Here is a 14,665-nt window from a genome sequence, read left to right as displayed (position 1 = left end):
GTGTTTATAGAAAGTAGTTCTTAAGTTCTTCTTTAAAATATTGAAGGGCATTTTTAATCCCTAACGGCAAACCGCCACCCAAGGCGCATAGAGAGCCTATTTCTAGGGTTTCCAACAGGTCATCTAATAGTTGACGATCCATTTTTTTGCCGTCTCTAGCATTGGCAATCATCTCTCTTCCTCTCACAGAACCGATACTGCAAGGGAAGCATTTCCCACAAGATTCATCAGCAGTAAACTCGAAGAGGTGTTCTAAGTACTCGATCATCGGGAATTTCTCTGGAATAGAAACAATTCCTGCATGTCCCAATAAGAACCCGCCATTGGCAAAACTCTCGAAGTCAATATTCAAATCATCAATCTTGTGAGTAGGCACAATTCCACCCAATGGGCCACCGACATGAACGGCTTTTACAGCTTCCTTAAAACCACCAGCTACATTGTAAACCAGATCTTTGAAGGAATGCCCCATTTCCACCTCATACATGCCGGGCTTATTGAAGAATGAATCAAGACAAACGAGTTTTGTGCCCGTTGATTTCTCAGTTCCTAGTTTTGCATACTGATCGCCACCATTTCTGATGATCCATGGCACAGCCGCCAAGGTTTCCACATTGTTGACAATGGTCGGCTTATTGAAAAGTCCTTTTTGTGCTGGGAAAGGTGGTCTCACCCTAACCTCAGGTCTTTGTCCTTCTAAAGAGGAGAGGAGGGCGGTTTCTTCACCGCAGATATAGGCGCCAGCGCCTTCAATTACTTTAAAGTGATAGCTAAAGTCTGAGCCTCCGATGTTAGCACCATGCATACCAATCGCTTCCAATTGCTTTACCGCTTCGGCACATGCCCGAACTGATTCAGGATATTCGCCACGGATATATACGGCTCCATGATCGGCACCTACGATATAACCAGCTGTCATCATGCCGAAAAGGACGAGCATAGGTTGTTGCTCCAAAAGGTAGCGGTCGGAATACGCACCGGGATCGCCTTCATCGGCATTGCAGACAATGAATTTCTGAGGATCGGGTTCATTTCTACAGGCATTGAGTTTGAAACTCATGGGGAAACCTGCGCCACCACGTCCACGGATATTGGAGGTTTTGATTTGCTCCAATGCCCATTCAGGGCCATTGGCTAATATTTTTGAAAACTCATCTTTGAATTGCTGAGCAGTCATGGCTTCTCCAGTCAATACTCGCTCGCTAGTAGCACCAACATTATAGTTGTCGGATAAGTCTTTGTCAGTTTTTTGAACAATGGCTTCTAATTGATCGATGGCATTGCCCGAATAATTAGTGCCGTTATAGTTGAAGGCGCTGTTTTCATGGCATCGGCCTAAACAGCACATATGACCCACATCAGCGTCTTTAAAGTGCTGAGAAAGCTTGACTTTTACTCGGTCTTGTGTACCGGCTACCAGACAAGCACTTCCATTACAAACATGGACTTTTACCCCTTCATGCTCCTTTTTCAAGAAGTCATAAAAGGAAGCGGTGCCATAAGTAATGGCTTCACCCATGAGGTACTTTTTGGCCAAGGCCTTCAGTTCTTCATTATCTGGCGCACCAGTCACTTTAGATTTCTCAACCAATTGCTCAAAGAGGTTATCTTCTAAACCTTTTCTACCGGATAATGCACTAAGATTTTCTGACATCTTACTTAATTACTGTTAATGACTTTCTTTCGGGTTTGGGAATAGATCGCTTTCATCTTCAGCTCTTTCCGTCAAACATTTAAAATCCTTTTCAACCAAAATACTCAATTTATCTCCATTTTCTAAGGTCAAATCTCCCTCGATTCCTACATGATCTGATGTAGCCCAGCCTCTGACTTCAGTTTCAGGGAGCGAAATGGTGATTAAATTGTCGCTGAATTTGCAACCTAATACAGTGGCTACGCTGAGCCGATAGTTCAAACTACTGCTGTTCGGGAAGTCCAAATGGCTGATGCAATCTATTCCTTCACCAAGCTGGTTCACTTCGGTTTGGGTGAGTCTGACTCGAATACTGTTGCCTTGAATTCTTAACTTCATACCATTACCCTTTCTTTTCCTGTATAAATATTGAATCGATCTGTTTTGAGAAATCCGACCAGTGTCATACCGAACTCTTCGGCTAGGTTTACCGCTAAACTTGAGGGGGCACCCACTGCCGCAATAATTTGAATACCAGCACGTAAGGCTTTCTGAACTAACTCAAAACTAATTCGCCCACTCAGGACTAAAATTGAATCTGAGAAGGGGAGACTCCCTTTAATAATCCCAGAACCTATGAGCTTGTCCACGGCATTATGCCTGCCGACATCTTCATGATGCACAATGAGTTCGCCATGCACATCAAAGAGACCAGCAGCATGAAGACCTCCTGTGTGTTTAAATACATTTTGAGAGGCTCTCAGCCGATCGGGCAGGCTAAATAGCACTTCCTTGCCTACCTGAATGGGCGTTGAAGACAGAGCTTTGCAGCTTACCTTAATGGCATCGATGGAGGCCTTTCCGCAAACGCCACAACTGGAAGTGGTGTAGAAGTTCCTTTTGAATTGCTCGTTGTCAATTTCCACGAATGGTTTTAATTCAACGCGCATCAGGTTCTCCGTGCCTTCGTTTCTGCCCAAGTCATCGCAATACTTGACACTGATCACTTCATCCATTGAATTGATAATTCCTTCGGTATAAAGAAAACCTAGACAAAGCGCTTCATCGTTGCCAGGTGTACGCATGGTGACCGACAAGCTGAATTGATGTCGATTATCCACAGGCCCATGTCCAAGACGGATTTCCAGTGGCTCTTCCGAAACCACCAAATCAGGTTTGGTTTCGGGAGCGTTTGGTCCGATACGAACTATTTCAACTGCTTGAACAGGAATGGCCATGCTTTGATTCTTTTAGGACAAGCCTGAAATCACACCATCATCATCAATAGACATGCCTTCTGAGGCAGGAATGGCAGGTAAGCCCGGCATGCGCATCATTTGTCCGAGAATTGGAATGATAAAGCCAGCACCTGCTGCAAATTCAAATTCCCTGACACCTACATCAAAATTGGTGGGTCGGCCGCGGAGGAATTCATTATCGCTTAATGACTTCTGCGTTTTGGCCATGCAAATTGGGAAATCTCCAAAGCCTAGCTTTTCCATTTTGTTCATCTGAAGTTCAGCTTTCTTTGAAAAGTCTACTTTGTCTGCCCCGTAAATTTCTTTGGCAATGGTTTCAATTTTCTCGCGAATAGGGGACTTCCAATTGTATAAAGGTTTGAAATCGCTCTCATCTGCTTCCACTATCTTAACTACTGACTTTGCAAGTTCGGTCATTCCAGCACCACCGTCTGCCCAGCCCTCAGCCAATACCGCCTGAACGCCCATTGCTTCGCACTTTTGCTGAATCAACTTTACTTCTTCATCGGTGTCGGAAGGGAAGGCGTTGATGGCCACCACCGGACTGATACCAAACTTCTTAATGTTTTCGATGTGTTTGCCCAAGTTGGCAAAACCCTTCTCCACTCGCTCTACTGATGGCGTATTGTATTCTTCTGCTTTGGCGCCTCCATGGTGTCTTAGAGCCCTAATCGTGGCGACAAGCACCACTGCCTTCGGTTTTAAACCTGCAGATACGCATTTGATATCTAAGAATTTCTCAGCGCCTAAATCTGCTCCGAAACCCGCTTCTGTTACCACATAATCAGCTAGGGAAAGCCCCATTTTAGTGGCAATGATGGTATTTGTGCCTTGTGCGATATTGGCAAAAGGCCCTCCATGTATAATGGCAGGATTGCCTTCTAGTGTTTGCACCAAGTTAGGTTGAATGGCATCTTTAAGCAAGATCGCCATGGCACTCTCAGCCTTCAGGTCTCTTGCAAAAATGGGCTGCTTATCGAAAGTGTAGCCGACAAAGATATTGCCTAGCCTGTGCTTCAGGTCAGCGAAATTCTCGGCCATACACAAAATAGCCATCACTTCAGAAGCAGGAGTGATGTTGAAGCCATCTTCTCTGGGAATACCATTGGCAGTGCCTCCCAAACCAATCGTGATTTGTCGTAGCGACCTATCATTCATGTCCATCACCCGTTTCCAAGCAATGGTTCTTGGATCAATATTAAGGTTATTGCTTCTGCTTTGAATGTTATTATCAATCAATGCCGAAAGCAGGTTGTTGGCTTTTTCAATGGCTGAAAAATCTCCGGTAAAATGAAGGTTGATGTCCTCCATAGGAATTACCTGTGAATAACCGCCACCTGCGGCACCGCCTTTAATACCAAATACAGGCCCTAATGAAGGTTCCCGAAGCACGACAATTGTTTTCTTTCCTATTTTATTGAGTCCTTCTGTGAGCCCAATTGAGGTGGTGGTTTTACCTTCTCCCGCAGGAGTTGGCGTCATGGCGGTCACAAGAATAAGGTTACTCTTCTCGATTTTAGCTTGGTCAATAAGTCTTAATGGAAGCTTCGCTTTGTATTTGCCGTAATGCTCCAGATCATCATCTGTGAGGCCTATTTTGGTGGCAATCGAGTTAATATGTTTGATGTCAGCGGCTTGGGCGATAGCAATATCGCTAAGGTGTTTTTTCTCCATAGGTTAATTTGTCATGGTTCAAAAGTCAATGGGGATTTGGGGATTGACTTGCAAACGTTTGCATAAAAGAATCCTAATTTAAGAATCACTATCGACTTATCAACTAATCTTTATTTTTTCGGCTTGTTGAGGGGGGCATTAGGTGGCTTGTTGGTGAAGAACACCAACAAGGGCGGAAAGACAGTGCTTTAAATCCTTTTATTTTTTTTACATAAAAAGAGAAGGCTACATGCCTGATTCAAGTAATTGGGTACCAAGGGATCGGGTATAATTATCATTGCTCTCACGTGTGAAATGTACATTGATTTCAAACAATGTAAGGAAAATACAGTATTAAGGTTGTTTACATGCACTTGACTTCTATTAAAATGAGATGATCAACGTGAGTTATCCCAAAAAAATGAAAAATATACTACTTTTATTAATTCTGGCATTTTTCCCCTTGACTACTCCTTTAGTTAGTCAAACATTAGTTGATAATTACAACCTTCCTAATAAACTCAGAGTGTTTATCGATGGTTGCGATGGGAGGGATGGAGGCTGTAATATGGATTTTATCAGAACGGAAATTACAGCGGTTGACTTCTACAGGGATAATCAAACGGCTGATGTCTTTCTATTGATTAACAATAATACATCTGGTGGCGGTGGAAGACAATATCAACTTTTGTTTATAGGTCAACAAAACATCCATGCGGGACGAAAAGACACCCTCTATGTAAATACCAAACAGACGGATACCGACTTTGAAGTGCGTGAAAAACTTACTCGGTTTATCAAATTAGGTTTAGCTCCGTTTGTTGCGAAAACCACAGCAGGAGAGGCGATTGAAATCAATATGAAGACTGACTCTGGCATTCGGGAAGATAGAATGCAGGAAAGCGTTGATCCTTGGGATTATTGGGTTTTTAATGTGGGTAGTAATGCGAACATTGAATTAGAAGAATTGAGCAGGCAAATCAATTATGGTGGAGACATCAATATTAACCGTATCACGGATGAATGGAAAATATCCCTATCCGGGAGAATAGATGAAAGGCTAAGAAGAACGATTCAAAAAGTACCAAGAGTTGATGAGAATGGCAATCCGGTTCTTGATGAAGTTGGTAACCAGATCATCGATGAATTTGAGAATAATTTTGATGTATCAGAATTTGGGTTTAGTCACCAGCTTGTGAAGTCTATTTCACCCCAATGGTCTTATGGATATGATATGGCAGGTCGTCAGAACACCCGGTTTAATTATCAGTTTCAGACCAGTTTTAGACCAGCTGTAGAGTTCAATATTTTCCCCGAATCAGAGCAGAATTCCAGATTTCTGAGATTGAACTATGGGATTGAAGTCAGAAATAATAGATATGTCGAAGAAACGATTTACGGTGTTCTTAAAGAAACCAGGGTCCTCCAAAGTTTGAGAGCCAGTCTTGGACTAAATCAAGTTTGGGGTAATCTCGAAGTGGGATATCGTCTGAGAAATTATCTAGATGATTTTAGTTCTTGGTCCACAGGTTTGAATATTAGTGCAGAATTCCGTGTCACTGGGAATTTTTCTTTCTTTATGAGGGCAGAAGGTAACTACGTTAAGGACCAGATTTACCTGGCATCAGGAGATTTCACCGAACAGGATATTTTGAGCGGGAGGGTAACCCTACCTTCAGCATATACCATCGATACCAGATTTGGGTTTAATTTTCGGTTTGGTTCTAATCTCAATAACTTCGTGAATCGAAGGTTTTTTGGAAGGGCCAATTTTGTTGGGAATGATTAATGAGTCATTCTAGGGATTATTGGAGGTTTTCCTGCCCTTAACTTTAGTTTACCGATTACAATCGACTGCTTAAAAGTCCTCGTTACAAACGAGGAATAGGTCGGGTTGGGTTTAGGTAGGTTGTTGGTGAAAACACCAAAAGGGTGGAAACCATGTGGTTACATTTTATGAGTCTTTTCTACGCCTCAGTATTTTTACAATCCGGCTGTATATAATGTCTGCTAGGTTCCAGTTGTACAATTTGGGGTCAGTGGTGTTTGTAAACTGAATCACCACTGTGTCGATGTCTTTGTGGTATTTGGCAATACTCTGATAGCCAGGCACCCATCCTTTATGCTCATACTCATAAATGGATGAATAGATGTCTTGTTCTCCTTCATCAAACAATGACCCATCGTTGAGTGCCCTAATAAAAATGCCCACATCCTCTGCCGAGGCCAACATTCCTTGTTTATCGGTCTTTAAATCATAGGGATGCCCGACATGATAACCACTCATTACATCGTCTATATTCACATCATCAACCGAAGCAAAAGTATGTGTCAGTTGAAGTCGGTTGAGGATTTCTTCCTGAATGAACTGAAAATGAGGGTAGCCCAGTACTTTATCCATGATTTGGGCAAGCAACAAATAATTCGTGTTGCTGTATTCGTAGTCTTTATCAGGTTTAAAATTGGCTGGCTTACCAAGCACTAATTCGAGGTTTTCTTTGCTGCTTTCTTTTGGGGTAGCCCAATAATCCGGAGTGTCTGTATAATTGGGAATGCCACTTCTGTGCTGCACCATCATCCTCAAAGTGATTTTGTCCACATTTTCGATGCCACCCATGAGTTCTGGAAGGTAGTCAGCTAGCGTTTTATCCAATGACAAACGTCCGTCAGCCACAAGTTTTGAGATGGACACTGCGGTATATAGCTTGCTCACACTGGCCAACTTGAATAAGGCGTGAGGGTTGGCCGGGATTTTTTTCTCTCTGTCATGCCAGCCAGCTGCGTAAAATGCTGGTGCTTTGCCTGCTTCGTCTATATAGACAATAATGCCTTCGAAATCATAATCAAGGGCTTCGTTTACTTGTTCTTGAACGGTATCTGGGACAGGTAGGATCCAAGCCCAAACCAAAATCCAGGGCACGAAAAACAAAGAGGCGATGCTGGCAGTAATCAGGGCTATTTTGAAAATTTGCTTGTTCTTTTTCTTCGTCATGCTATTTCAGGTTGGTTTTATTAAGGTGGATGTAAGGGTGAGTATTTGGTTTACCAGCTTTTTACAACTTTATCCAATCCAGTTCAACTAGTATTTCAAAATCGCCTTGCTTCATTATTGGGGTTTGGAATGATAAAGTTTTATCATTCAGTTGAAATGTCCTGAAGTGTTCTTTGTTTTTCCAATTAGGCAATAGAGAGGTGATTACATCAACATAGATTCTGTCGTTTTCTATTTTCCATTTCCCTGCATAGGACAGGTATGTTTCAAGCGCATTTATTTTTTCCTCCGCTGATGACATTTGCAGTGATTCGATCTCAAAGTTGATTCTGTTGTCTGTCATTATTGAAACAGACATAAATCCATCAGCACTAAAAATCAAAATTCCGATGGGTGCTTTTCCATAAGGGAAAATAGATTTGTTTACCGTTAAATTTTTCAATTCAAAATTATTCAGTTTCCAACTTCCGATTATTTGCTGTTGAGGAGTGCTCATTGATTCTGTTTTAAATTTGGCCAGAACGCCTATTTGACAAAAAGTGAGAGATGACTAGTCACATAAAAGAATGTCAAGCTCAATTTAAAGTTAAGCCTTTAGTAATAAATGTCTAAGAGTGATTGCCTTTTTCTAGCCTTTGGCGGCTAGGTGGCTTGTTGGTGAAAACACCAACAAGGGCGGAAAGGGGGTGTATTAATTGCAAAGATCTACAATTTACCGTCAACTGAGGTTGAGTTTGAAAAACGAAACCGTAAGAGTCTGTTTGTTCGAAGGAGAGGTGCTAACCATAGATAGCCCACACTAGTCTTAGCGTCTCGCTAAGACTAATAGACATAGCTGATAAGATTTTAAGTAGTGGTGATTATTTGGATTGAAAAGAGATAATTACAATTGAGTTTTTAATTTTAGGTGGGGTCTCAGCGAGACGCTAAGACCAGAGTGAGACAGTATTACTTAAACCTTGTCACCAGTTTTTACCCCTCTTATTCGCTCTTTTCATAATGCTATAATTACAAGCTCCGTTTTCGGTATATTCTATTTTATGCTCGGATAAAAGTTGTGCAATTATCTGTTGTGTTTCCTTTTCTGAGCGTCCAATTGTTTCTCCAAGGTCAATTTCATTGAGTTGACCATTGTTTTCTATCAGTGCTTTGTAGTACTTTTCTTTACTTTCCATAAGTAGATTTTTTTTGTATAGCGATCATCATATGAGGGCTAAAAGGTAAAAGGTAGCTGTCGTTTTCTGTGACGCTAATGAGTTCTAATAATGTTTTTTTTCGTTGGTCATTCAGCATACTCGTAAAGTAGGCTTTGTCCAACCAAGCCATGCCTTCCACTGCGTAAGTATTCAGATGGATTAATTCTTGGTCAATAAACTCGTTTTTGAGTTGTTCGGGTGTATGGTAATAGGCTTCGGCCAAAAGCCATGGGAAATCATCTGGTGGATTGTGTAGTCCTGATGTCAACTCTTCTTTACACATTTCAAAGAATGGGTTTTTATGAATCAAACCATTTAAAAGGCCAACCAGCGTTGAGGCCGTATAATTGATGGCAAAACCGAGTATGATTCCGTCATTTTTCAGTACTCGTTTTGCTTCACTAATGGTCAAATTTCTGTCTTCCTTTTTTTGTAGGTGATAAAGTGGTCCGTGTAGGATGATGAGGTCGGCAAAATTATTTTTAAATTTCAGTTTTCGAGACTCACCCCGTTGAACAGAAAACTTGTCTTTTGACCTGTTCGATCTACTTTGGGCTAATTTTATATGCTTAGCAACGGGCTCTACTAAATGAACTTGATGTCCTTTTTTGGCGAGCCATTCGGAGTACTTTCCTGTACCACCACCTACATCTATTATTGTTGAAGAGGGTGATGGGATGTATTTCTCTATAAGTGATTTTATTCTTTCAAATTCAAATACTCCCATGCCTTTATCGAGCCTGGTTTCTTCTGATGCTTTATTATAGAATGCTTCTATTTTTCTGCTTATTAGCTGTTTACTGTTCATTTCTAATGATTGTATAATCATCACTGTTGAAATGTAAGGCACATTGCAAAGTGATAAAGCAAGCGATTTGTAATCAATTGCTTCTGGTTGAAATTTGATGAGATAAGTGGATATGATTATCTGCGCAGTACGAAATCATGCGATTTCTATGCGTTGATTACTCGTTTTGTCGAGCTTGTCTTTTTGAGAAAGACACAGATAATATGTGGCATTAGTTAAACAGACCACAAAGGTAGAAATTCTATATTAACACAGTCCGTTTTGTGTTTTAATTTATCAGTGACGCGAAGTAATGGGGATAATTAGATCCTCGTTACAAACGAGGATTAGTGGGGCTTGTTGGTGAAGAACACCAACAAGGGCGGAAAAGGCTGTATTGAAGCGTTGAAGCGGTTGAAAAATGGAAATTAGCATGAATTCAGTCGCTCGGTTGTGCCGAGTGACGAGCTTAATAACGCGAACTAGTCTTAGCATCTCGCTAAGACTAAAATAAAAAGCTGATTAGATTCTATTTGTAGGGGTGGGCTTAAATCCTCCTTGCAAACGCAGATTAGTGGGTTAGATTGAAAGGGATAATTAAAATTCAGTTTTTAATATTGGATGGGGTCTCAGCGAGACGCTAAGACCAGGGTGAGGGAGACGTTAAGCCAGATTGAGTCTTTGATTTCAATTCTGTTAATTCAAAGCTTCTAAAACCTTTTCTAGTCTGTCCAAAGCTGAACCCCAACCATTATAGAACCCCATTTCTTCTTGTTGTTTACAATATTCAGCTGTGGCGTGAATAACATTAAAAGTAAACTTTGTTTTACCTCCATCTGCTTTAAAGTAGATTTGTAGCTCTACGTTTTCCGTCATAGGTTTAAAGTCTGCAGAAGAAACTATTTTCTTTAACACTTCAATTTCTTTATATGTCCCTTCCGATATAAATTCATTGCCGTCTGGCATTGGCATTGAATATTTCCATTTTCCGCCTACTTTAAAATCGTGTTGAATTACTTTAATAGCCATTCCATTGGGAGCCCACCATCTCAAAATGTGTTCAGGCTGTGTCCAAGCATCCCAAACTAATTGTACAGGTGCATCGAATGTTTTCTCTATTGTTAAAGTTCTGTTTGCTAAATCGCTCATTTTTTATCGTGTTGTATTTGATTAATATAGTTTTCAAAGGAGTCCAGTCTGTCTTCCCATAGTTTATTGTATTGTTTTATCCATAAAAAAGCGGGAACTAGTTTCTGTGGCTGGATTAAACATAAACGCTCTCTTCCAATTTGGTTGAAATCGATTATCCCACATTCGTTTAAAATTTTTAAATGTTTAGAAATTGCAGGTCTACTGATTTCAAACTTTTCTGCAACTTCATTTACACTTAAAGTTTCAGTAGCAAGCAATTCAATAATGTCTCGTCTTATTGGGTCTGCAATTGCTTGAAAAACATCTCTTCTCATGATAAGTGTAACTGTTTGGTTACAAATATAAGAGTAATCATTCGGTTACGCAAATAATTATCCCGGATATAGGGAGTGGGGGTTAGTGAATTAGCCATGTAGATTAGCTAACATATTGGTCTGTCCGTAAAAACTGTTAAAACGGTTGTAGTAGGTAGGGGAGCCCATAGCCTAGGGTTTAACCCCTGAGCTATGGGTATTAATGTTTGGAGCAATGGTTTTACCATTTTATAGGCTACTACACCATGACCATCCCTCAATAGCATTGACCGTTTTGTTTTACTTTTGCTATGCTTCTTTCTTCTCTTTGTTAACAAAAATGCTATCGTATTTATCTTCTTCAATAAGTAAGCATGCTGATTCTACATTAAGCCAACTAATTAGAAATTTAATTAATTATTCAGTTACAGACTCAAATAGCTCTTTTATGATATGCTGTTGGTCATCTGGTGTGACTTCTTTAAAATAGCTCAATAAGTCTTGACTTGTGGCATACCTATTTGTCTTTGTCTTGAGTCTGCCATTGGTAGAATTCCAGTCCTCTAAAAAGCGTTTTAAAGCTTTGTTGACTTGCTGCTCGCCTATTAATTTCTGAAATTCATATAGGTTGATAGCACCTTTGGCATAATAGACATAGTCTTGATTTTCTACTAATGCCAAGGATGGCTCCCCAAATACTTCTTTATCTTTTCCTTCTTTATAAGTCTCCCTCTGAATGTCTAAAAACTGAAGCAACTTCTCTTCGGAATATGTTTCTTTTAGCACCATCATGGCGGCATATTGTGAAAGTGTTTCTAATATAAAATTCCTTCCTTTTACATTTGCTGCCTCTACCTGCATGCCAAACCATTGGTGCGCAATTTCATGAGCGGTAACATAAAACGCCATGTCTACATCTTTTTCATCGTCTATGTCTAACACAAAACCTATAGATTCTGAAAATGGAATGGTGCCAGGGAACGACTGTGCAAACTGTGCGTAACGCGGAAACTCCATAATGCGCAGTTGCTCGTATTGATATGGACTGAAATTTTTACTGAAATAATCTAACGATGCATTCATAGAAGTCATCATTCTATCAATGTTATAACGATGCGCCTTATGATAATAAATTTCAAGATCAACAGGCTTTGCTAAAGCATCCTGACTAGAAACCCATGATCCTTTTTCTATTTCATATGTTGCTGAAACAATGGAGTAAAAATTGATCATTGGGATTTCCATTTTGTAATGGAAGTAGTTTCGATTATTCTCCGTCCATTGCCTCACTAAATTCCCTGGAACTAATGCCGTTTGATCTTTTGAAGTACCAATGGTCATTTCAAAATTAATACCATCGGAATCACCACCAGATCTCGCATTGGTGAGCTCCATTATATTGTCTTGCTCTGCCTTATTTAGTCGTATAGGTAAACCATAATCTTCACGCTCCTCTTGGTCGCTAAGTTCATATTTGCTATTATATCCTATAGTTGGTAAATCGGTATTACTAAAAAATGTACCGTTATAGTTTATATTTACATTAGAGTTTCCTGCTTCGAACCCTTCTGTGGTAAAGCGTTGCTCAAAGTACATTTTTATTGAGTCACCAGGTTTTAAAGATGTATTCAAATTGTAAATTGAATAATCGAATTTTTCGTATTGATTGTCAATGGTAAAGCCTCTTTCAAATGATACACTATCTAGCGCAACATTTCCCTCAAGAAGCTTTTGAATATGAATAGATTTTATGCTTTCTGTGGTGGTGTTTTTCAAAACATAATAGCCCTCTGCTGTATAATCTCGTGTTGCAGGATACAACTCTAATTGTACGTTAACATCTACTAATTTGGGCTGTGCTATATATTCAAATTGCTTTAGCTCCTTTTCATAGTCTACTCTAAACGCAACTGCCTTAGCATCTGTCCAGTAATCGTTTAAAATATTTGTGTTGTAAAAGATAATCCCTCCAACGATTACGAAAGTCAAAAGAACCATACCTGTAAGTTTAAAGAGGGGCTTGCTCAACTTGTGTTTACCTGCTCTTATTCGATTTAACAAATTGGTCTCAGTACCTCTGACCGATATTAAAGATGCCCCGATCAATAATAGTATTCCAAAGAGAAACCAATAAGATTTAATCAATAGATAGGGTTTTAAAAAGTGGCCATAACCATTCATATCTGAATAGCCTCCTAAAGCGCTTCCTCCAAAAAAGTATAAATCATGATCAAAGCCTAATAACCCCATAGCTATACTTGCTATGAAAAATATAATCACTAGCATTACACCCACAAACTTATGGTTAACAACGGATTGGATAAAAAATGCGATGAAAGTATATAAGGCGAGAGAGGGGAGAATCTCTAGAAAAAAGCCATTGAAATAGACTTGAAGTTCATAGTTATAATAACCACTTAAGGTTTGAAACAAAATCCCTGAAACAATCAATCCGAGTATTAAGACGACATAAATCAAGTTTAATCCAAGGTACTTACCAGTTAACTTGACAAAGTTTGACATTGGCGTTGCGTCATAAATTAAATCAAGTTTAACATTGCGCTCTTTCCATACCAATTCTCCCGAGTAAAACACCAAAACGATTATGAAGAAATAGATAGATGTCTCTTGAAGTTCTTCAACAATAAAATATGTTGCCGGGTAGCTATCTACACCATAGACGGTTCCGAGATTTACAGAATTAATAAGAATGATGATCATGCCGCAAATAACAATGCCCCAAAATGAAGCTTGCTTGCAAATACTCATGAAGTAAAACCAAGAGAACTCTTTTAACTGCGTTAACTTTGAAAGCATACCATATTGCTTTGCAGCATTTGGAATAACTACATCGTTACCGTTAGAAAACGGTGTATTGGCCAGTGATTGCTGTTTTTTTCTTTTCGGTCGAGGCTCTTTGACTACGTTGAAACTGAATTTCTTGAAACCATAAATCAAGGCTAATGTCCCTAAACCAATCCAAAATAGTTTGTTATACATCAATGCTCCTGTAAATGGAAGTTCCTGTGTGCTCTTTTCTAAGGGAGACCAAGATTCTGTGGCAAAAGTGGTGGTCGTTAGTGAAAAGGGATCTAGAATGGCTTGCCAAAATTTATTGTTGATGGCTTTGGTTAGCATAAAAACCACAAATACAATAATACCTTGTGTATAGACTACCACCAAGTTTCTGCTTAAAGCACCGGTAACGAAAAACAGAGAGGCTCCAAAAAATAAGGTGGGTAAGGTTACGATCAGAAAAGTCTTCAAATAAATAAAGGCATTAAACTCTAACAGATTATCTGGATTTGTCCATGGCATGAATTCGCCCAGCATCATGCCAAATAGAATACCGGAAAATGCAAAAAGTAATACCGTAAACGACCCTAGATACCGACCGAGTAAATAGTCTCTTTTCTTGATTGGCGTTGAAAAAACTAGCGACTCTATATTGTATTCAAAATCTCTCAACACAGAAACGCCCATAATCATTGAGGCCAAAATCATGAATATACCAGTAATGGCTCCCATGGCTTTTGCAATTACGAAAGGAGAATTTTTTTTCATAAGCCCCATTTCAGAGCCTTGAAAAATAAAGTCTACACCCACAATTGAAAAGAGAAATAGAAACAAGAAGAACACATAAGTGTCGGGCCTTCTGATGCGGTATTGTAGTTCGAATTTAAAAATATGATACCACATA

Annotated in this window: 12 protein-coding genes; 1 reads left to right on the top strand and 11 read right to left on the bottom strand. The window is 39.7% G+C overall.

Translation table 11 applies throughout. The annotated features are described in order from the left end of the window. Positions 1-4 precede the first annotated feature (4 nt). From VOI17_RS05000 to VOI17_RS04985, 4 genes are read right to left on the bottom strand one after another with little or no spacing between them, the layout of a single operon-like run. A complete protein-coding gene (locus tag VOI17_RS05000; protein WP_323756145.1) occupies positions 5-1,654 on the bottom strand; it encodes an NADH-ubiquinone oxidoreductase-F iron-sulfur binding region domain-containing protein in 1,650 nt (549 codons plus the stop codon). A gap of 15 nt (positions 1,655-1,669) precedes the next feature. Continuing rightward, positions 1,670-2,032, bottom strand: a complete 363-nt coding sequence (locus VOI17_RS04995) for a DUF7009 family protein (RefSeq protein ID WP_323756144.1) — start codon at positions 2,030-2,032, stop codon at positions 1,670-1,672. Next, on the bottom strand, positions 2,029-2,871 hold the full coding sequence (fdhD, locus tag VOI17_RS04990) for a formate dehydrogenase accessory sulfurtransferase FdhD (protein WP_323756143.1): 843 nt from the start codon (positions 2,869-2,871) through the stop codon (positions 2,029-2,031). Before fdhD ends, VOI17_RS04995 begins: the two co-directional genes overlap by 4 nt. A gap of 12 nt (positions 2,872-2,883) precedes the next feature. Then, positions 2,884-4,566, bottom strand: a complete 1,683-nt coding sequence (locus VOI17_RS04985) for a formate--tetrahydrofolate ligase (protein ID WP_323756142.1) — start codon at positions 4,564-4,566, stop codon at positions 2,884-2,886. A gap of 400 nt (positions 4,567-4,966) precedes the next feature. On the opposite strand from VOI17_RS04985, the gene VOI17_RS04980 reads away from it, so the two are divergent. Beyond that, positions 4,967-6,334: a hypothetical protein gene (locus VOI17_RS04980; RefSeq protein ID WP_323756141.1), complete on the top strand. Its 1,368-nt coding sequence runs from the start codon at positions 4,967-4,969 to the stop codon at positions 6,332-6,334. Between the two features lie 165 nt (positions 6,335-6,499). Here VOI17_RS04980 and VOI17_RS04975 read toward each other — a convergent pair whose 3' ends face one another. From VOI17_RS04975 to VOI17_RS04945, 7 genes are all read right to left on the bottom strand, one after another. Then, on the bottom strand, positions 6,500-7,537 hold the full coding sequence (locus VOI17_RS04975; protein ID WP_323756140.1) for a serine hydrolase domain-containing protein: 1,038 nt from the start codon (positions 7,535-7,537) through the stop codon (positions 6,500-6,502). A 61-nt stretch (positions 7,538-7,598) separates the two neighbouring features. Beyond that, a complete protein-coding gene (locus tag VOI17_RS04970; protein WP_323756139.1) occupies positions 7,599-8,033 on the bottom strand; it encodes a lipocalin-like domain-containing protein in 435 nt (144 codons plus the stop codon). Positions 8,034-8,499: 466 nt separating this feature from the next. Then, the gene (locus tag VOI17_RS04965; RefSeq protein ID WP_323756138.1) at positions 8,500-8,712 is read right to left on the bottom strand and encodes a hypothetical protein; all 213 of its coding nucleotides are present in this window, start codon (positions 8,710-8,712) and stop codon (positions 8,500-8,502) included. Continuing rightward, a complete protein-coding gene (locus VOI17_RS04960) occupies positions 8,702-9,541 on the bottom strand; it encodes a class I SAM-dependent methyltransferase (RefSeq protein ID WP_323756137.1) in 840 nt (279 codons plus the stop codon). Before VOI17_RS04960 ends, VOI17_RS04965 begins: the two co-directional genes overlap by 11 nt. Before the next feature lie 675 nt (positions 9,542-10,216). Beyond that, positions 10,217-10,669 carry an SRPBCC family protein gene (locus VOI17_RS04955; protein ID WP_323756136.1) on the bottom strand — a complete coding sequence of 151 codons (453 nt, stop codon included), beginning with the start codon at positions 10,667-10,669 and terminating at the stop codon, positions 10,217-10,219. After that, on the bottom strand, positions 10,666-11,013 hold the full coding sequence (locus VOI17_RS04950; RefSeq protein ID WP_323756350.1) for a metalloregulator ArsR/SmtB family transcription factor: 348 nt from the start codon (positions 11,011-11,013) through the stop codon (positions 10,666-10,668). The genes VOI17_RS04955 and VOI17_RS04950 overlap by 4 nt, the downstream gene beginning before the upstream one ends. A gap of 369 nt (positions 11,014-11,382) precedes the next feature. Further along, a complete protein-coding gene (locus VOI17_RS04945; protein ID WP_323756135.1) occupies positions 11,383-14,664 on the bottom strand; it encodes an ABC transporter permease/M1 family aminopeptidase in 3,282 nt (1,093 codons plus the stop codon). Between the last annotated feature and the right edge of the window lies 1 nt (position 14,665).

The organism is Roseivirga sp., from assembly GCF_034669765.1.
Classification (GTDB): Bacteria; Bacteroidota; Bacteroidia; order Cytophagales; family Cyclobacteriaceae; genus Roseivirga.
This window is presented reverse-complemented; position numbering and strand designations above follow the sequence as displayed.